The 17,673-nt window shown below is 59.4% G+C and carries 14 protein-coding genes and 11 tRNA genes; 23 read left to right on the top strand and 2 right to left on the bottom strand.

All coding sequences use genetic code 11. The features are described from left to right. The first annotated feature begins 67 nt into the window (after window positions 1-67). From ACSEXW_RS20365 to ACSEXW_RS20315, 11 genes are all read left to right on the top strand, one after another. A tRNA-Asn gene (locus ACSEXW_RS20365) sits at window positions 68-140 on the top strand. Window positions 141-213: 73 nt separating this feature from the next. Further along, a tRNA-Thr gene (locus ACSEXW_RS20360) sits at window positions 214-286 on the top strand. A gap of 23 nt (window positions 287-309) precedes the next feature. Beyond that, window positions 310-401: transfer RNA gene (locus ACSEXW_RS20355), tRNA-Ser, on the top strand. 28 nt (window positions 402-429) lie between these two features. Further along, window positions 430-517 (top strand) — tRNA-Ser (locus ACSEXW_RS20350). A 13-nt stretch (window positions 518-530) separates the two neighbouring features. After that, window positions 531-603 (top strand) — tRNA-Thr (locus tag ACSEXW_RS20345). Window positions 604-619: 16 nt separating this feature from the next. Next, window positions 620-691: transfer RNA gene (locus ACSEXW_RS20340), tRNA-Gln, on the top strand. A gap of 74 nt (window positions 692-765) precedes the next feature. Next, window positions 766-838, top strand: a tRNA-Lys gene (locus ACSEXW_RS20335). 13 nt (window positions 839-851) lie between these two features. Next, window positions 852-934: transfer RNA gene (locus ACSEXW_RS20330), tRNA-Leu, on the top strand. 12 nt (window positions 935-946) lie between these two features. Then, window positions 947-1,030 (top strand) — tRNA-Leu (locus tag ACSEXW_RS20325). 41 nt (window positions 1,031-1,071) lie between these two features. Further along, a tRNA-Gly gene (locus tag ACSEXW_RS20320) sits at window positions 1,072-1,143 on the top strand. A 22-nt stretch (window positions 1,144-1,165) separates the two neighbouring features. After that, window positions 1,166-1,239 (top strand) — tRNA-Pro (locus ACSEXW_RS20315). 58 nt (window positions 1,240-1,297) lie between these two features. On the opposite strand, the gene ACSEXW_RS20310 is transcribed toward ACSEXW_RS20315, so the two are convergent. After that, entirely contained in the window at window positions 1,298-1,771 is a 474-nt protein-coding gene (locus tag ACSEXW_RS20310) for a DUF4362 domain-containing protein (RefSeq protein ID WP_438448002.1), read from the bottom strand. Between the two features lie 142 nt (window positions 1,772-1,913). Here ACSEXW_RS20310 and ACSEXW_RS20305 point away from each other — a divergent pair, with 142 nt between their 5' ends. The 12 genes from ACSEXW_RS20305 (at window position 1,914) to ACSEXW_RS20250 (ending at window position 16,916) form a co-directional block, all read left to right on the top strand. After that, the gene (locus ACSEXW_RS20305) at window positions 1,914-3,008 is read left to right on the top strand and encodes a GntR family transcriptional regulator (protein WP_438448001.1); all 1,095 of its coding nucleotides are present in this window, start codon (window positions 1,914-1,916) and stop codon (window positions 3,006-3,008) included. A 201-nt stretch (window positions 3,009-3,209) separates the two neighbouring features. Next, a complete protein-coding gene (araD, locus tag ACSEXW_RS20300) occupies window positions 3,210-3,902 on the top strand; it encodes an L-ribulose-5-phosphate 4-epimerase (RefSeq protein ID WP_438448000.1) in 693 nt (230 codons plus the stop codon). 72 nt (window positions 3,903-3,974) lie between these two features. Then, the gene (gene araA / locus ACSEXW_RS20295; RefSeq protein ID WP_438447999.1) at window positions 3,975-5,465 is read left to right on the top strand and encodes an L-arabinose isomerase; all 1,491 of its coding nucleotides are present in this window, start codon (window positions 3,975-3,977) and stop codon (window positions 5,463-5,465) included. A 208-nt stretch (window positions 5,466-5,673) separates the two neighbouring features. After that, window positions 5,674-6,261 carry a TetR/AcrR family transcriptional regulator gene (locus tag ACSEXW_RS20290; protein ID WP_438447998.1) on the top strand — a complete coding sequence of 196 codons (588 nt, stop codon included), beginning with the start codon at window positions 5,674-5,676 and terminating at the stop codon, window positions 6,259-6,261. A 26-nt stretch (window positions 6,262-6,287) separates the two neighbouring features. Next, the gene (locus ACSEXW_RS20285) at window positions 6,288-8,423 is read left to right on the top strand and encodes a chemotaxis protein CheW (RefSeq protein ID WP_438447997.1); all 2,136 of its coding nucleotides are present in this window, start codon (window positions 6,288-6,290) and stop codon (window positions 8,421-8,423) included. Window positions 8,424-8,451: 28 nt separating this feature from the next. After that, window positions 8,452-8,952, top strand: coding sequence for a chemotaxis protein CheW (locus ACSEXW_RS20280; protein ID WP_438447996.1), 501 nt, complete (start codon window positions 8,452-8,454; stop codon window positions 8,950-8,952). A gap of 22 nt (window positions 8,953-8,974) precedes the next feature. Further along, a complete protein-coding gene (locus ACSEXW_RS20275) occupies window positions 8,975-10,708 on the top strand; it encodes a methyl-accepting chemotaxis protein (protein WP_438447995.1) in 1,734 nt (577 codons plus the stop codon). A 19-nt stretch (window positions 10,709-10,727) separates the two neighbouring features. Further along, window positions 10,728-11,543 (top strand): CheR family methyltransferase, encoded by an 816-nt coding sequence (locus tag ACSEXW_RS20270; protein WP_438447994.1) that lies wholly within the window; start codon window positions 10,728-10,730, stop codon window positions 11,541-11,543. A 15-nt stretch (window positions 11,544-11,558) separates the two neighbouring features. After that, complete coding sequence (locus ACSEXW_RS20265) at window positions 11,559-12,596, top strand: protein-glutamate methylesterase/protein-glutamine glutaminase (RefSeq protein ID WP_438447993.1); 1,038 nt, start codon at window positions 11,559-11,561, stop codon at window positions 12,594-12,596. Window positions 12,597-12,602: 6 nt separating this feature from the next. Continuing rightward, window positions 12,603-13,076 (top strand): chemotaxis protein CheD, encoded by a 474-nt coding sequence (locus tag ACSEXW_RS20260; RefSeq protein ID WP_438447992.1) that lies wholly within the window; start codon window positions 12,603-12,605, stop codon window positions 13,074-13,076. A 17-nt stretch (window positions 13,077-13,093) separates the two neighbouring features. Next, window positions 13,094-16,546: a PAS domain S-box protein gene (locus ACSEXW_RS20255; RefSeq protein WP_438447991.1), complete on the top strand. Its 3,453-nt coding sequence runs from the start codon at window positions 13,094-13,096 to the stop codon at window positions 16,544-16,546. Further along, on the top strand, window positions 16,521-16,916 hold the full coding sequence (locus ACSEXW_RS20250; protein WP_438447990.1) for a response regulator: 396 nt from the start codon (window positions 16,521-16,523) through the stop codon (window positions 16,914-16,916). Before ACSEXW_RS20255 ends, ACSEXW_RS20250 begins: the two co-directional genes overlap by 26 nt. Before the next feature lie 4 nt (window positions 16,917-16,920). On the opposite strand, the gene ACSEXW_RS20245 is transcribed toward ACSEXW_RS20250, so the two are convergent. Next, window positions 16,921-17,655, bottom strand: a complete 735-nt coding sequence (locus ACSEXW_RS20245; protein WP_438447989.1) for a ZIP family metal transporter — start codon at window positions 17,653-17,655, stop codon at window positions 16,921-16,923. Window positions 17,656-17,673: the final 18 nt, after the last annotated feature.

Genomic DNA, 17,673 nt, shown 5'->3' with positions numbered 1-17,673 from the left:
TGGTTTTCGGAAGTTTCGCATCCGGTTTTCAGGGCGCAAGTCCTGAACTGCATAATAGTTGTTTTATTCCCTGATAGCTCAGTCGGTAGAGCACTCGACTGTTAATCGAGTTGTCGCAGGTTCGAGTCCTGCTCGGGGAGCTAATCCTTTCCCCCAAAAGTGAAGAGAAGCGCTGTAGCGAATTCCGATTACTTTTGGGGGAACCCCAAAAACGCTTCCATAGCTCAGTAGGTAGAGTGCATCCATGGTAAGGATGAGGTCACCGGTTCGATTCCGGTTGGAAGCTCTCGTTTCCTTAACGAAACAATTGGAGAAGTGTCCGAGTTGGTCGAAGGAGCACGATTGGAAATCGTGTAGGCGTCACAAGCGTCTCGAGGGTTCGAATCCCTCCTTCTCCGCCATTATAGAGCCATACGGCGGTCCATTCATGGAGAGATACCCAAGTGGCTCAAGGGGACCCTCTGCTAAGGGGTTAGATTGCGTAAGCGGTGCGAGGGTTCGAATCCCTCTCTCTCCGTACGATCCATTATGCCGGTTTAGCTCAATTGGTAGAGCAACTGACTTGTAATCAGTAGGTTGGGGGTTCAAGTCCTCTAGCCGGCATGGTACATACCTCCGTTGGGGATTAGCCAAGCGGTAAGGCAACGGACTTTGACTCCGTCATGCCTAGGTTCGAATCCTAGATCCCCAGCTACTAGTCCCCAGGAAGTGACGATAAGCGTTGAAGCTGATTCCGGTTACTTTCTGGGGGCCCCAACTTATTGCGAGCCATTAGCTCAGTCGGTAGAGCACCTGACTTTTAATCAGGGTGTCGTAGGTTCGAGTCCTACATGGCTCACTCTTCTTACCTCGCGGTTGTGGTGGAACGGCAGACACACCATCTTGAGGGGGTGGCGGGTGTATACCCGTGTGGGTTCAAATCCCACCAACCGCATGATCGTCTTAAGCAGTCGTGGCGGAATTGGCAGACGCGCTAGATTCAGGTTCTAGTGGTGTAACAGCCGTGGAGGTTCGAGTCCTCTCGACTGCATCATTCCCCGTCTCACTTCGGTGAAGGCGGGGAGCTTACCTGCGGACGTGGCTCAGTGGTAGAGCATCGCCTTGCCAAGGCGAGGGTCGAGGGTTCGAATCCCTTCGTCCGCTTTTTCTAGGATTGATCCATAAACGGGACGTAGCTCAGCTTGGTAGAGCACCTGGTTTGGGACCAGGGGGTCGCATGTTCGAATCGTGTCGTCCCGATACAAGAACCAACCGCTTGTTGTTGACAAGCGGTTGGTTTTTTTGCGTGATTAGGCATTCAGCCGCCCTGACCGGCAGGCACCGTAAGTAAGGTTTCGTCCCGGCCGGGGGCACTGCACCCGGAGAGTGCGTACACGGTGGGCTGAGAGGGAGCAGCAGTTTTCCCAAGAGAGCGGCAGGTATAGGTGCCGCTGTTCCCGCCTCCGAAGCGGTCATGGGAGTCGTCATAGTCGACCTGGACGAGGCCCTGCTCGGTCGTCAGCCGGAAATAGATCGGGTCGCCCTCCTTCGTGAAGCGGGTGACCGTCACGTTGCCAGGCTGCTGATGCTGATACAGACGGAGAAACTCCTCCAGTTTGGCGAGATTGCCAACCGTTCCGTAATCCGACACCACCTCTCCTTTCGAGACGGCGCTCTCAGTGGCGGACGGCGGTGCTTGCGTACAGCCGGCAATTAAGAACGCTGCTAGTACAGAAACGAACAGCGACGGATAACGAGAGGACAAGTATATTGTCCGGGCGCTAAGATTCATTTGGGGTCTACCCTCCTGATCATCCCGATCCTTGACGAAACATGGAACGGGCAATCGATATATGTACATACAAGTTGAATGAATGGTATACTAAAACCCATACAAGTTCGTGACGGAATGCAAATGCGCTCGAGGTGATGGCATGAAGGAAAAGGCGACACCCAAATACATGCAGGTCAAACAGGAGATTCTGTCCTGGATCCAGGCAGGCAGCCTGAAGACCGGAGATCTGATGCTGTCCGAGAATGAGGTGGCCGAACGCTTCGGCGTCAGCCGCCAGACGGTCCGACAGGCCTTCGGGGAGCTGGAGGGGGAAGGCTGGCTGAAGCGGATGCAGGGCAAGGGCACCTTCGTCTCCGCCCCGGAGCCGGGCGGCAGCGGAGCGCCGGCCAAGACCGTCGGAATCATCACGACTTATATTTCCGACTATATTTTTCCCCATATCGTGCGCGGCGCGGAAGCGGCACTCCGAAGCAAAGGGTACCGGCTGCTCCTGTCGTCCACCGATAATGATAAGGAACGGGAACGGGAGAGTCTGGAGATGATGCTGAACCAGCCCTTGGATGGGCTGATCATCGAGCCCACCCGGAGCGCCGAGGGCAATCCCAATCTCAGTTATTATCTCTCATTGGAGTACCGCGGCATTCCTTATGTCATGATCAACGAGCGGTACCCGGAGCTGGACGCGCCGTGTCTGAAGTCGGACGACCTTAAGGGTGGCTACCTGGCGGCGAAGCATCTGCTGGAGCTGGGACATGAGCGGATTGCCGGCTTCTTCAAGATGGACGATCTTCAGGGCGTCAACCGCTTGAAGGGCTTCATGCAGGCCCACAGGGAGTCAGGCGTGCCGATCCAGCCGGAGCTGGTGGTGCACTACGTCACGGAGGAAAAAAGGGCGAAGCCGCTGGAGGCTGCGCTCCGGATGCTGGGACAGGACGAAGCGGACCGGCCGACGGCCTTCGTCTGCTACAACGACGAGCTGGCCGTCCAGATGCTGGAGGCGGTCCGTCAGGCGGGGCTCAGCGTACCCGACGGCATCTCCATCGTCGGCTTCGACGATTCCTCCCTGGCAACGGCAACGGAGACCAAGCTGACGACCTTGACCCATCCCAAGACGGACATGGGCAGAGACGCCGTGGAGCTGCTCTTGGCCATGATCGAGGGCAAGCGCCGCAAGCCCGTAGGCAAGCTGTATGAGCCGGAGCTGGTTGTACGTACTTCAACAAAAAAAACCTAAAAACCTCCTAGTCAAGTTGTACGTACAAGTGTATAATGAAGCCAGAAAGCGAAGAGAGTCTGCCCATCCGGGTCTTCTTGGCGCAAGAAGGATGCAAGCAGACTTTGCTGATCGATGCGGCGAATGGGAGGCGCGTGTCCGCGCAGGAACCGCCGCCTCCCGGCGTCCGACAATATTGCGGAAAAAGGAAGTGGATCGGACTTGTTGGAGAAGCTGAAGCAGGAAGTGCTGGAGGCGAACCTGGACCTTCCGAAGCATGGACTCGTCACGTTCACGTGGGGGAATGTAAGCGGTATCGACCGGGAGAGCGGGCTCGTGGTGATCAAGCCGAGCGGCGTCCCCTATGAAGAGATGACGGCTGAGCATATGGTCGTTGTGGATCTGGACGGACGGGTGGTGGAGGGCCGCTGCAAGCCCTCGTCGGATACGGCTACCCACGTGGTGCTGTATAAGGCGTTTCCGGCTATCGGCGGAATCGTCCACACCCATTCCCCGTGGGCTACCGCTTGGGCTCAGGCCGGCCGCGGCATTCCCGCATTAGGAACCACACATGCGGATTATTTTTACGGGAAAGTGCCCTGTACCCGGCTGATGACGGAAGCGGAGATCAAGGGCGCGTACGAGCTGGAGACCGGCAACGTCATCGTGGAAACGTTCGAGAGCCAGAAGATCGACCCGGCAATGGTGCCCGGGGTTCTCGTCAACTGCCACGCGCCGTTCGCCTGGGGCAAGGATGCGCACAATGCCGTCCACAACGCGGTGGTGCTGGAGGAAGTGGCCAAGATGGCATTCCATACCTTCACGTTGAATCCGGGCGTGGAGCCGATGCAGCAGGTGCTGCTGGACCGGCATTTTCTTCGCAAGCACGGGGCCAATGCGTACTACGGCCAGTAATCGGCTTATGAGCCACCGAAGGTACTAACGCGCGGCTCACCCATGCCGCCTACCATAAGGAGGAAACGATCGATGTTGAATTTCAAAGCTTATGAATTCTGGTTCGTTACAGGCAGCCAGCACCTCTACGGTCCCGAAACCTTGGAGGAAGTGGCCCGTCATTCCCGGATCATCGCCGAGAGTCTGGACCAAGCCGCCACCATCCCGGGCAAGGTGGTCTTCAAGCCCGTCGTTAAGACGCCGGAAGAGATCAAGAGCCTGCTGGCTCAGGCCAACAATGACCCGAATTGCGCGGGCCTGATTACCTGGATGCACACCTTCTCCCCGGCCAAGATGTGGATCGGAGGCCTGTCTATCCTGAACAAGCCGCTCCTTCACCTGCATACCCAGTTCAATCAGGATATCCCGTGGGATACCATCGATATGGACTTTATGAATCTGAACCAGGCCGCCCACGGCGACCGGGAATATGGCTTCATCGGCACTCGCATGGGGGTTTCCCGCAAGGTAGTCAACGGCTATTGGGAAAATGCCGGCGTCCAAGAGCGCATCGGCAGCTGGATGCGGACGGCTGTTGCCGTCATCGAGAGCCGCCGCCTGAAGGTGGCCCGCTTCGGCGATAACATGCGCCAAGTGGCCGTCACCGAAGGAGACAAGGTGGAAGCGGAGATCAAGTTCGGCTGGTCCGTTAACGGCTACGGCATCGGCGACCTGGTTCAGCGCATGAACGAGGTGTCGGAGGCTGAAGTGGAGGCACTCTTCACCCTGTACAAGGAGCAGTACGAGCTTCCGGCGGAGGCCCAGCAGCCCGGAGCCTATCAGAATTCCATCAAGTACCAGGCCCGCATCGAGATCGCGATGAGAGCCTTCCTGGAGGAGGGCGGCTTCACCGCATTCACCACCACCTTTGAGGATCTGCACGGTATGGAGCAGCTTCCGGGTCTGGCCGTACAGCGCCTGATGGAATCCGGCTACGGCTTCGCCGGCGAAGGCGACTGGAAGACCGCGGCGCTGGTGCGTCTTATGAAGATCATGTCCGGCAACGTGGGGACCTCCTTCATGGAGGATTACACCTATCATATGGAGAATGGCAACGAGCTGGTGCTGGGCTCCCACATGCTGGAGATCTGCCCCACCATCGCAGCCAGCAAGGTGCGCCTGGAGGTCCATCCGCTCGGCATCGGCGGCAAGGCCGATCCTGCCCGGATGGTATTCGACGGCCAAGCCGGTCCTGCCTTGAACGCCACCATCGTGGATATGGGCACCCGCTTCCGGATGATCATCAACGAAGTACAGGCCGTGGCCGTAGAGAAGCCGATGCCGAAGCTGCCCGTAGCCCGCGTACTGTGGAAGACCGAGCCGTCGCTCCAAGTGGCCACCGAGGCCTGGATCTATGCGGGCGGCGCCCACCATACCGGATTCTCCTATGTGACGACAACCGAACAGTTGGCTGACTTCGCGGATATGACCGGCATCGAATGCGTCATCATCGACAAGGATACGGACCTTCGCACCTTCCGCAATGAACTGCGCTGGAATGATATTGCCTGGAAGCTGAAATAATCATCCTGATGCCAGAAACAAGCTCCCCCCGGTAAGAACCGGAGGGAGCTTGTTTTATATTTTGGACACATTTACACGCGAAATACGGGTATTTTTTACTAGGAAAAACGAGGAAAATTGACAAAATTCTTAGAGACAAAAGACCTATAATCAACTATAATGACATTATTCGACAGTGGTGAGTGAGCACTCAAGGGGGTGTTAAATAATGGAAGAACCTCTATTGCTGCATCGAAGAGAGCACATTCTAGTGGAAGCAGTGCAATTGTTCGACCGGACCGGTGTCCAGGGTTTCTCCACCAAAGTGCTCGCGTCGAGGCTGGGTGTATCGGAGGGCACGATATTCAAGCACTTCCGAACCAAGACCGACCTGTTCTTGGCGCTGATCGACCATTATGCCCAATATGACGAAGACATCACCCGGACCGTCCTGCTCCGCAAGCTGCCGCCGTTGGACTCTATCGGATTCTACCTGAATGCCTATGCCGAGTATTACGGCAATTACCCAGCGGTTACGTCCCTTCTGCTGGCAGAGGAGACTCTTGCCTTGGACTCCGGTCTGTCCGACCGGATGAACCGGCTGCATCTCTCCAGGCGGGCATTCCTGATCTTCCTGATCGGGAAGGCCGTCGAAGAAGGCGCCCTGCGGGGCGATGCAGACCGAGAGGAAGCGGCGGATCTGATCTTCGGCGCCATGCGCGCCATCATCCTGCGATGGAGGCGGGTAGGCTGCGCATTTCCGCTCCGGGATGCGATTCTGGCAGCCTTGAATACCATAAAGAAAGCGTATACATAAGCGACGCAAACCGGAAGGAGTATCCCATGTCTAGTCCTTACCAGCCAGAGCCCATGCTCGAAATGTATCTGTACGAATGCGGGCATCTTCTGGAGCAGCTGGAGCAAACCGTGCTGGATTGCGAGAAGACGGCCTCCTACAGCAGCTCCCAAATTCAAGACATCTTCCGATGTATGCATACCATCAAAGGCTCCTCCGCGATGATGCTGTTCAATCATATTGCTACGCTATGCCACTCCATGGAGGACCTGTTCTTCTTCCTCCGGGAGACGGAGCCCCGGCTGGATGATTGGGGAGAGCTGTCCGAGCTCCTCTTGTGCGGCATCGACTTCATCAAGCTGGAGTATACCAAAATTCGGAACGGCGACGAACCGGACGGGCAAACGGACGATCTGGTCCGAAATATCGGGATCTATCTGGACGGGCTCAAAACCCGTTTTTCAACCGGCAAGGAGCCAGCCGCGGCACAGAAGCCGTCACAGCCTCAGCAGTTCTACATCCTGCCGGACAAAAACGCTTCGGACCGAACCTACATGGTCCGTCTCTCCTTCGAAGAAGGAGCGGAGATGGAAAATGTTCGGGCTTACGCGGTGGTTCATCATCTGAAGGACAGCGGCCAGGTGATCCGGTTCGAGCCTTCCGACATTCTGGACAGCGACGGGTCTGCAGCAGTGATTCGGGAATCAGGCTTCCAGCTGTGGATCCGGACCGGCAAGAATCTGGAGGAGCTAAGGCTGCTGCTGGAACCGACGCTCTTCCTGAAGGAGCTTAGCGTGGAAGAGGCTCCGGAATGCACCGGCGGCGAAACGGAAGCCAGAATGGAAGCCGTTGGCTCTGCGGAGCTGGCAACAGCGGATCCGACTATACCGGGGGATGGCACGCCGAAGCCGATCGTGCCCCATGTGCCGAATCCCTCCGGAGGACGTCCAGAGACGGAAGGGGCAGCCCCGGTCTCAGCCTCCGGTGGGGCTTCATCGAAGGGCGGCTTGATCAGCGTCAGCGTGGAGAAGCTGGACCGGCTGCTGGATCTGGTTGGGGAGATGATCATCGCGGAGGCGATGGTGGTGGAGAATCCGGATCTGAAGGATTTGACTCTGCCGAACTTCACGAAGGCTTCCCGGCAGCTCCGCAAGATCTCCGGCGAGCTGCAGGACCAGGTCATGTCCATCCGGATGGTGCCCCTGGCGACGACGTTCCACAAGATGAACCGCATTGTCCGTGATATGAGCAAGAAGCTCGGCAAGGATGTGGCGCTGAAGCTGATCGGGGAAGAGACGGAAGTGGACAAGAACATCATCGAGCATCTGTCCGACCCCTTGATGCACCTGATCCGCAATTCCATCGACCATGGCATCGAGATGCCGGAGGACCGGCGGTCTGCCGGGAAGCCGGCCTTGGGTACGGTCACGCTGGAGGCCGCCAACCGGGGAAGCGAAGTACACGTGCTGATCCGCGATGACGGCAGAGGTCTCGACCGGGAAAGGATCCTGCGTCGTGCCAAGGAGAACGGTCTGCTCTCGAAGCCGGAATCGGAATGCTCCGACAAGGAAATCTACGGCATGATCTTCCTGCCCGGATTCTCGACGAAGGAAGCGGTGACGGAGTTCTCCGGCCGGGGCGTGGGCATGGACGTGGTGGCCCGCAACCTGGAGGCGGTCGGAGGCAGCATCCAGGTAGACAGTGTGCCGGGGAAGGGATCCTGCATCACCCTGAAGATCCCTCTGACGCTGGCCATCATCGAGGGGATGAACATCGGGGTGGGCCTGTCCCGCTACACGATTCCCACCGCGTCTATCCGGGAGTCCTTCCGGCCCCGGGAGGGTGAGGTCTTCCGGGATCCCGAAGGCAGTGAGATGATCATGGTCCGGGGCCAATGCTATCCGGTGCTGCGCCTGCACGAGTTCTTCAAGGCGGACACCCGAATCACGTCCCCTTCGGAAGGCATCCTGATCATGATCGAGCATGACGGGTACCAGGTATGCCTCTTGGCGGACGAGCTGCTCGGACAGCAGCAGGTCATCGTCAAGGCGCTTCCCGCCTATATCCGGCTGAAGCGCAGGATTGGGGGCCTGGCAGGCTGCACCCTGCTGGGGGACGGCAGCATCAATCTGATCCTGGATGTGCCCGGATTGCTTCAAGCCTGGAAGGATACGGCAAGCTAAACGAAGGACATGGAAGGAGTGCGGCCGAATGGCGCAAGAAGAATACCAGGAGCATGGAGGCGGAGAAGGGGACGGACAGAAGGATAAATATCTGTCGTTCTGCCTGGGCGATGAGGCGTACGGCATGGAAATCCGGTACGTCACCGAAATCATCGGCCTCCAGCCTATTACCGAGGTTCCGGAGCTGCCGGACTATATCAAGGGCATCATGAATTTGCGGGGCAAAATCATTCCGGTCATGGACGTCCGGCTCCGGTTCCGGAAGCCGTTCCGGGAATATAATGACCGGACCTGCGTCATCGTCATCGACATCGGTGACATCTCCATTGGGCTGATCGTGGACAGCGTTTCCGAGGTGCTGGACATTCCGTCCCAGGACATCGTGCCGCCCCCGGATCTTCACCGGAACGGCAACCGCTTCATCAAGGGCATCGGCAAGACCGGCAAGGAGGTCAAGCTTCTGCTGGATTGCGGCAAGCTGATTCATGAGGACGAGCTGGACAGCCTCGAAGGCATCGTACATTCCTAATTACATCCCAGGAGGACTCCCGATGAAAACTTTTGCCAATATGAAAATCAAATCCAAGCTGCTGATCAGCTTCCTGATCCTGGCCGTAATGACCGCCGTGGTGGGCACCTTCGGCATTCTGGATATGCGGACGATCAACCGGAGCACGGAGCTCTTATACGAAGAAAACTACCTGCCCTCGGTCGACATGGCAAAGGTGCAGAAGAATCTGATGGCCATCCGGTCGGAATTTCTCCTCATGATGTATGAGCGGGACGCGTCCAAATTCGCAGCACAGAACAATACCATCAATAAGCTGACGGACGAGAATACCGAGGCTCTGGCGACCTATGCCAAGACCATCGCATCGGATGAAGAACGCCAAGCCTATACCACAGTCATGAACAGCATGAAGACCTATAGGGAGCTTCGTGATGCCAGCATCAAGCTTCTGGAAAAAAGGGATTTCAAAGAGGCGGAGGCTCGTTATGCCGAGCTGGGCAGCTCCCGTGCCAAGCTGGACGATGAAGTGCAGAACCTGATCGAGCTGAACAACAAATACGCCTCGGATAAGATGAAGTCGAACACGTCCACCTATGAGAGTCAGACCGTATTCATGATCGTGATCATCGCAGCGGCCGTCCTGCTGTCCGTCGCACTGGGGCTGTACCTGGCCCATCTGATCGGTAAGCCGCTGAACCGCCTGGTGGATGCCGCCCACAGAATGTCCGAGGGCGACCTGACCGCGGAGGTGGAGGTCTCCTCTTCTGATGAAGTGGGCATCCTAGGCGACGCATTCGGCAAGATGTCCAGGAACATGAACGAGGCGCTGCTTCAGATCAGCTCAGCTGCGGATCAGGTGGCATCCGGAGCGAAGCAGGTGTCCGATTCCAGCATGGCGCTGTCTCAGGGAGCGACCGAGCAGGCCAGCTCCGTGGAGGAGCTGACGGCTTCCCTGGAGGAGATCGCCAACCAGACGACGCAGAACGCAACCAACGCCGACAAGGCTAACGCCCTGGCGGACGCGGCAAAGGCGAATGCGGGCATGGGGAACCACCAGATGGGCGAGATGCTGAAGGCCATGGACGAGATCAACGAAGCCTCGGGCAACATCTCCAAAATCATCAAGGTGATTGACGAGATCGCCTTCCAGACCAATATTCTGGCCCTGAATGCGGCGGTAGAGGCCGCGCGGGCGGGACAGCACGGCAAAGGCTTCGCCGTAGTGGCGGAGGAGGTCCGGAACCTAGCGGCCCGATCGGCCAATGCGGCCAAGGAGACCACGACCCTGATCGAAGGAACCATCAAGAAGGTAGAGGGCGGCACGCGGATTGCCAATGATACGGCACAGGCCCTGAACAGCATCGTCGGGGGCATTGCGCAGGTGGCGACGCTGGTAGGGGACATTGCTTCGGCCTCCAACGAGCAGGCGGCGGGCATCTCCCAGATTAACCAGGGGCTGATTCAAGTGTCCCATGTGGTGCAGAACAACTCTGCCACCTCCGAGGAAAGTGCGGCAGCCAGCGAGGAGCTGGCCAGCCAAGCCGAGCTCCTGAAGGAGCAGGTCGGCCGGTTCCGGCTGCGGCAGGGGGGGAACGGCTACCGGGATTATCAGGAGTTCAATCCCGATGTGATGCGCATGATCGACCGGATGAGCCAGCCGGCCAGACCGGCGGCAGGAAGAAGTCTCGCTTCCTCCTACCGCGACGAAGCGGCTGCAGCCGGAGGCAAAAAGGTAAAGATTTCCTTAAGCGACCGGGAGTTCGGTAAATATTGATAGGTGGGAGGGGACCGGCATGACCCGGATCAGCAAGAAGGAGTTCCGCGCCTTGTCGGACTTCATCCATACCCATTACGGCATCCACTTGAAGGAGGAGAAGCTGTCCCTGCTGGAGGGACGGCTTCAGCTGGTATTGGCCCGGAAGGGAATGGGCTCCTTCGAGGAATTCTTCGAATACCTGACCCGGGACAGGACCGGGGAAGCGGTTGCCCTGCTGGTGGAGAAGGTCACCACCAACCATACGTTTTTCATGCGGGAGGCGGAGCACTTCCGGTTCCTCCAGCAGACGGCATTGCCCGAGGTGACGGCACGGATCCGGGATAAGGATCTCCGGATCTGGAGCGCGGGCTGCTCCACGGGGGAGGAGCCGTATACCTTGGCCATGCTGCTGGACGAATACTTCGGCAAGGAGAAGGTCCTCTGGGATGCGAAGGTGCTGGCCACCGACATTTCGGACCGGGTATTGGATGCCGCCTCCAAGGGCGTCTATGAGGCCGAACGGATCGCGGCTTTGCCCTCCCGTTGGAAGACGGGCTACTTCCGCAGGACCGGCGAGGATCTGGTCGCCATCCAGGACCGAATCAAGGCGGAGATCATCTTCCGCAGGTTCAATCTGATGGAGCCGGTATTTCCCTTCAAGCGGAAGTTTCATATTATCTTCTGCCGCAACGTGATGATCTATTTCGACGCGGCGACGAAAGCGCAGCTGGTAAGGAAATTTTACGACTGGACGGAGGACGGAGGGTATCTCTTCATCGGGCAATCCGAATCTCTGCAGGGGATGGAAACCGGCTATCGGTACGTGATGCCCGCCGTCTACCGGAAGGGTTAGGAAGGAGGGACGACCGTGGCAGGAAAACGGATCAAGGTCCTGGTGGTGGACGACTCCATGGTGTTCCGGGAAATCATGGCACGGGCCCTTTCGTCGGACCCAGGGCTCTTGGTGGTGACGGCCGGCGACCCCTTCGAGGCGAGAGACCGGATCGAGGAGAATGCCCCCGATGTGCTGGTCTGCGATGTGGAGATGCCGAGGATGAACGGCATTGAGTTCCTGCGGCGGCTGCTGCCCCAATACCCGGTGCCCGCCGTGATCGTCAGCTCCGCCCAGGCAGGCGTCTTCGATGCGATGCACGCGGGAGCGGTGGACTTCCTGGCTAAGCCCGGCTGGAACACCGTCTCCCAAGTGGAGCCCTTCCTGATGGAGCTGATCGCCAAGGTGAAAACGGCGGCAGCCACCCGCGTGGTTCTGCCCGGGGCAGCGAAGGAGATGGAGCCGGTACCATCGGCGATGAAGCCTGCCGGATATGAACCAGGCACCCTCATCGCCATCGGCGCCTCCACTGGAGGCACGGAGGGACTGGCACGGATCATGCAGGAGCTGCCGCCGGGCATGCCGCCGATCGCCATCGTCCAGCATATCCCTCCCCTCTTCTCGGAGCTGTTCGCCGAGAGACTGGACCGGATATCCGCCCTCCGGGTGAAGGAGGCGGCAGATGGGGACAAGCTTCTGCCGGGCGTCGTGCTGCTGGCTCCCGGGGACCGGCATATGCGGGTGAAGCGGCTTCCGGGCGGCGGGTTCGGCGTGGAGCTGCACGACGGGGAGCGGGTTAACGGACACAAGCCTTCCGTGGACCTGCTGTTCGAGTCGGTTGCCCGTGAAGCCGGCAGCCATGCGGTCGGCGTCATTCTGACGGGTATGGGCTACGACGGAGCCAAGGGTCTGATGGCCATGCGGCGCAAAGGGGCCCGAACGGTCGGACAGGATGAAGCTAGCAGTGTTGTGTACGGGATGCCGAAGGCGGCTTACGAGATCGGAGCCGTAGAGAAACAGATTCCCTTGGAACGGATGGCCCGCCATCTGGTTCAGCTCTTGAACGGTAGGTGATGTTCCATGACGAATCATGTGGTCGGCATAGGGGGTTGGGCGGTCTCAAGCCGCCCAGGCGACCGAATATCGACCTATGCGCTGGCATCCTGCATTGCTGTTACGGCCTATCTGCCGGACCGGGGTTGGGCCGGAATGGTCCATCTGGCGCTTCCGTCGCCTTTAGTGCCGGAGGATGCTGACGAGCGGCCCGCTTATTTTGCCGAAACCGGCGTTCCTTTCCTGATCGACCGGATCTGCGGGCTTGCCGGCTGCAGCCCCCGGGAGCTGGCGCTGGGTCTGTACGGCGGTGCCGAATCCGTTCGGGAGAAGGATTGGTTCCGCATCGGGCAGCGGAATATCGAGGCGGTCCGCAGGGCCCTGCAGCCTTACGGGCTGTGGGCCGGTGTCCAGGAGCTGGGCGGCCGCATCAGCAGAAGTCTGGTGATGGAGGTGGGCACCGGAGCCGTAAGCGTCCGGACGCAGCCGATCCGTATCTAGAGAGGAGGACGGTCACGATGGAGACAGGGAACTTCAGCATAGTCTTCGAAAGCGCGCCGATGGGGATGTTGATCCTGGACCGGGAGCTGGTCGTTACGGCGGCCAATCCGGCCATGCTGGCTTTGGCGGATAGCACCCGCTCCGATTTTGTCGGCAAGAAATTCGGGGAGAGCCACTTCTGCGTGAACGCGGCCGCCTCGGGCTGCGGAACGGAGATATCCTGCATGGAATGCCACGTACGATCCATCGCGGGGGAAGCGTTCCAAACGGGGAAGTCGGTTCAGAACATTCTGCACCGGCACGAGGACATCCGCAGCGGGGTGCCGGAGCAGCGTTACTACAAGATGAGCTTCATCCCCATCCGGCAGGAGGAGGAACACAAGCTCCTGGTTACGGTCGAGGACGCCACCCGAACCGTGCGCTACGAGCGTCAGCTGGTGGAGACGAGAGATATGTTCATTCAGATGATGGACCACTTCCCGACTCCGGTGTGGCGCTCCGGCCTGAACCAGACATACGATTACGTCAACGCGGGCTGGGTCCGATTCACGGGGATGAGCCGAAGCAAGGCCTTAGGATTCGGATGGATGCGGGCGCTGTATCCGGACGACGCGGACCGGTATGTGGAGGATTTCGCACGGGCATATGAAGAGCAGAAGCCCTTCGAGATCGGGCATCGGATGATCGACGCCCGGGGCAGGATCCGGTGGTGCTTGACGGTGGGCACACCGCATCGGGACATGGAAGGCACCTTTTTGGGATTGCTGGGTACCGTATTCGACCGGACGGAGCGGGTAGCGGCGGAGGAGAAATACCAGGCCTTGTTCCAAGCGGCGACGGATGCCATCTACGTTCACCAGTTGGACGATTCGGGGCAGGTGCTGAGTACGATCCTGGAGGTCAACGACATCACCTGTACCCGGCTGGGCTACACCCGGGAGGAGCTGGTGGGCCATTCCATTCTGAAGCTGAACGAGCGGAAGGACCCGTCCTATCTTCGGGAGTGCTTCGACCGGGTGATTAGGAACGGGCATTATACCTATGAAAATGTACACCAGACCAAGAATGGCAGAAGCATCCCCGTGGAGGTCAATGCCCACTCCATCAAGATGGACGGCAAGGACTGCATCTTCAGTCTGGCCCGGGATCTGACGGAGCGGAAGCGGGCGGAGCAGAAGCTCCGGGAGAGCGAGGAGAAGTACCGGCTCCTGTTCAACCGGGCCAACGATGCGATTTATCTGCTCGAGGTTGCGCCGGATGGCAAGGATACCCGCTTCCTGGAGGTCAACGATGTGCTGTGCGAGCGGCTGGGCTATACCCGGGGGGAGCTGATCGGGAAGTCTCCCTTCGACTTCAGCGTGCCCGAAAACAAGTCGGCTTTGACTCGAAGTCTTAATCAGCTCCTTTCAGAGGGCCAGATTGTTGCGAACACGGAGCATCTCACCAAAGCAGGCGACCGGATTCCCGTGGAGGCTAGCTGCCACACCTTCCGGTTGAACGGAAGGAATGTCATCCTGACGGTGGCCCGGGATCTGACGGAGCGGAAGCGGGCGGAGGAAAAGCTTCGGGAGAGCGAAGCCCGCTTCCGCTCCCTCTTCATGAACATGTGCAGCGGCTTCGTGTACACCCGGCTGCTGCCCGGAGCGGACGGCCTTCCGGAGGACTTCGAGATTACGGAGGTCAACGGCGCCTTCGAGATATGGTTCGGAAAGTCGAGGGACATGCTGGTGGGACGGCGGTTCTCCGAGGTGTTCCCGGCGGGGTTCGCTTCACTTCTTGGCTCTTTGAGAGAGAAGGGGGATTTGGAACGCCTCGGCAGCGGGAAGGTGGACTTCGAATACCGTACCCTGGAGACGGGGAATTGGTTCGAGGTGAGCGCCTTCTGTCCGGAGCCGGGGTATGCGGCCGTAGTGCTGACGGATATTACGGGGCGCAAGGCAGCAGAGCAGGAGCTGCTCCGTTCCAAGGAAGAGGCAGAGGTGGCCAATAAAGCCAAAAGCGGATTCCTGGCCAACATGAGCCATGAAATCCGGACCCCCATCAACGGAATCGTCGGCATGCTCGATCTGAGCCTGCTGAACCCGGTGGACGCCGAAACCCGCGACTTCTTGGAAACCGCCCGGTCCTGCGCCAAATCTCTGATGCGCATCGTGGAGGACATCCTGGACTTCTCCAAGCTGGAGGCAGGCAAGCTGTCCATGGAGCAGACCGGATATTCCGTCCGGCAGGTGGCGGAGGATACGGTCAAGGCGCTGCAGCCCGCCGCAGGGGCCAAGAGGCTGGAGCTGCGCTGGGAGGCAGGGCCGGAGGTGCCCGAGGCGGTGATCGGGGACGCCAGCCGGCTGGGGCAGGTGTTGAACAACCTGCTGCACAACGCGGTGAAGTTCACAGAAGTCGGAAGTGTCCGGCTGTCCATCTCGGCGAAGCCGATGGAGGACCGGCAGACGGAGCTCCGGTTCACGGTTCGGGATACGGGTATCGGCATCGCGGCCCGGGACATGCCCAAGCTGTTCCAGCCGTTCAGCCAGGTGGATGCATCCTTCACGAGGAACTTCGGCGGCACCGGATTGGGACTCGCCATCTCCAAGCAGTTCGTGGAGCGCATGGGCGGGCGAATCTGGGCGGAGAGCGAGCCGGGGCATGGCAGCTGCTTTACCTTTACGGCCGTGCTGCCCGTTGCGGACGGATATGCCGGAGCACCGGCCGGCTTGGCAGACCCGGGAGGACCCTGGGAGACGGTTCGGATCCTGGTTGTCGAGGACGACAAGGTGAACCGAATCGTTCTGGAGCAGATGCTGAAGCGGCGGGGGTATACGGTCGAGACGGCGGTTAACGGTCTGGAGGCGGCAGACCGGGCCCACACTGGGGCGTATGATTTGATTCTGATGGACATTCAGATGCCGGTTATGGACGGTCTGGAGGCGGCACGGCGGATCCGCCTGCGGGAGCAAGGCTCGGACAGGCGAACTCCTATTGTGGCGGTTACCGCCCACGCCATGGCGGAGGACCGGGACAAGTGTCTCGGGGCCGGCATGGACGGCTTCCTGGCGAAGCCGGTGATGCTCCCGCAGCTTTACGCCTGCATCGACGGCATGCTGCGGTACCGGACCGCAGGAGGGACGGCTGTCCGCATTACGGCGGAAGGCCAACTGGTGGACGGAACGCCAACCCGCCGGCACACCAGCGGGTTGGCGGAGGAGCTGCCGGCAGCCGGGGACATGCTGCTCCGGGCCATCAGGGAGGAGAGTGCCGAGGATGCCGAGGTTTGGGCGGGACGCCTGAAGCGGCTGGCCTCGGAGGCGGAGAAGGAAGAGCTTCGGGCAGCGTCGTTCAAGGCGGAGCTGGCTGCCCGGCGAGAGGACATAGAGGGACTGCGGATGCTTCAGGACCTGCTGGAGCAGGAGTTGGAACCTTACCTTAGGAGCAGGAAAGGCGGAGGGTACGATGAAGATATTGATAGCCGAAGATGATCTGGCAAGCCGCAAGTTTCTGTACAAGCTGATGTCGCGCTACGGGGAATGCGACATGGTCGTCGACGGGATGGAGGCCTTGGACGCTTATCTCCTGTCGTTGAAGGAAAACGCCCCGTATGATCTGATCTGCTTGGACATCATGATGCCCAAGGTGGACGGAGTGAAGGTGCTGAAGGCCATCCGCGATTACGAGTCCCAGCGGGGACTCCTCCCGGAGAAGCGGGTGAAGGTCATCATGACGACGGCCCTGGCGGAAACGCCCTATGTCCAGCATTCCTTCGAGCTGGGCTGCCAGGCCTATGCCTCCAAGCCCATCGATACGGAAAAGCTGGTGGAGGTGCTCCGGAAGCTGGAGCTGATCCCTTAACGGATCAACCGAAGATTTCGGACAGAACAATCATTGTAAGGAGCCCCAGGATGAAGGAAAAGGTGGCGGTTCGCTCGTGACCGTCGCCGTGGCTTTCGGGGATCAGCTCCTTGTAGACAACGAAGAGCATGGCGCCGGCAGCAAAGGCCAGCCCGAAGGGAATGACCGGCTCCCATTCGGAGGAGAACTGATACCCGATGAAATAAGCCAGCATCTCGAAGAGGCCGGTCAGCCCCGCGAACAGGAACGACTTGAACCGGTGAACACCTTGGGTCAGGAGATATACGGCGACGAGGAACCCCTCCGGCACGTTCTGCAATCCGATGGCCAGCGCCACCAGGTGTCCGAGCTCGCCTTGGTCGCTGGCATAGCTCAAGCCGACGGAGAGCCCCTCCGGAATATTATGGATGCTCATGGCCGTCAAGAAGAGCAGGAGCCCGCTGTCCAGCCGGTTGTGGTTCTCGGTGGTGTTGTCCAGATCGGTGTGGGGCAGGAACATCTCGATCAGGGTCAGGATCAAGGTGCCGGCGAGAATGCCGGCGGTCAGGACCCACAGGTTGGAGAGCTTCAGGGAGGACGGGATTAAGCCATACGTCGAAGCCGCCACCATGATCCCGGCCGTATAGGCCAACAGCACGTCCTTCCCCCGGTGGGATACGTTCTTCAGCATCAGCGCCGGCACGGCGCCCAGGGTGGTGCACACGAACGACGCCGAGGCGCCGATCCAGATATCGGGCATAGGTTGAACCTCCGTCAC

The organism is Oryzibacillus soli, assembly GCF_051594765.1.
Lineage (GTDB): Bacteria > Bacillota > Bacilli > Paenibacillales > NBRC-103111 > Paenibacillus_AR.
The sequence above is the reverse complement of the archived record's forward strand: the minus strand, read 5'-3'. Positions and strand labels throughout refer to the sequence as shown.

What these genes read in the sequence shown, in the direction of transcription:
- ACSEXW_RS20260 (WP_438447992.1), top strand. Translation starts at nt 12,603, where the DNA reads ATGACGAATCATGTGGTCGGCATAGGGGGTTGGGCGGTCTCAAGCCGC.
- araA (WP_438447999.1), top strand. Translation starts at nt 3,975, where the DNA reads ATGTTGAATTTCAAAGCTTATGAATTCTGGTTCGTTACAGGCAGCCAG.
- ACSEXW_RS20285 (WP_438447997.1), top strand. Translation starts at nt 6,288, where the DNA reads ATGTCTAGTCCTTACCAGCCAGAGCCCATGCTCGAAATGTATCTGTAC.
- ACSEXW_RS20310 (WP_438448002.1), bottom strand. Translation starts at nt 1,771, where the DNA reads ATGAATCTTAGCGCCCGGACAATATACTTGTCCTCTCGTTATCCGTCG.
- ACSEXW_RS20250 (WP_438447990.1), top strand. Translation starts at nt 16,521, where the DNA reads ATGAAGATATTGATAGCCGAAGATGATCTGGCAAGCCGCAAGTTTCTG.
- ACSEXW_RS20305 (WP_438448001.1), top strand. Translation starts at nt 1,914, where the DNA reads ATGAAGGAAAAGGCGACACCCAAATACATGCAGGTCAAACAGGAGATT.
- ACSEXW_RS20255 (WP_438447991.1), top strand. Translation starts at nt 13,094, where the DNA reads ATGGAGACAGGGAACTTCAGCATAGTCTTCGAAAGCGCGCCGATGGGG.
- ACSEXW_RS20275 (WP_438447995.1), top strand. Translation starts at nt 8,975, where the DNA reads ATGAAAACTTTTGCCAATATGAAAATCAAATCCAAGCTGCTGATCAGC.
- ACSEXW_RS20280 (WP_438447996.1), top strand. Translation starts at nt 8,452, where the DNA reads ATGGCGCAAGAAGAATACCAGGAGCATGGAGGCGGAGAAGGGGACGGA.
- ACSEXW_RS20290 (WP_438447998.1), top strand. Translation starts at nt 5,674, where the DNA reads ATGGAAGAACCTCTATTGCTGCATCGAAGAGAGCACATTCTAGTGGAA.
- ACSEXW_RS20270 (WP_438447994.1), top strand. Translation starts at nt 10,728, where the DNA reads ATGACCCGGATCAGCAAGAAGGAGTTCCGCGCCTTGTCGGACTTCATC.
- ACSEXW_RS20245 (WP_438447989.1), bottom strand. Translation starts at nt 17,655, where the DNA reads ATGCCCGATATCTGGATCGGCGCCTCGGCGTCGTTCGTGTGCACCACC.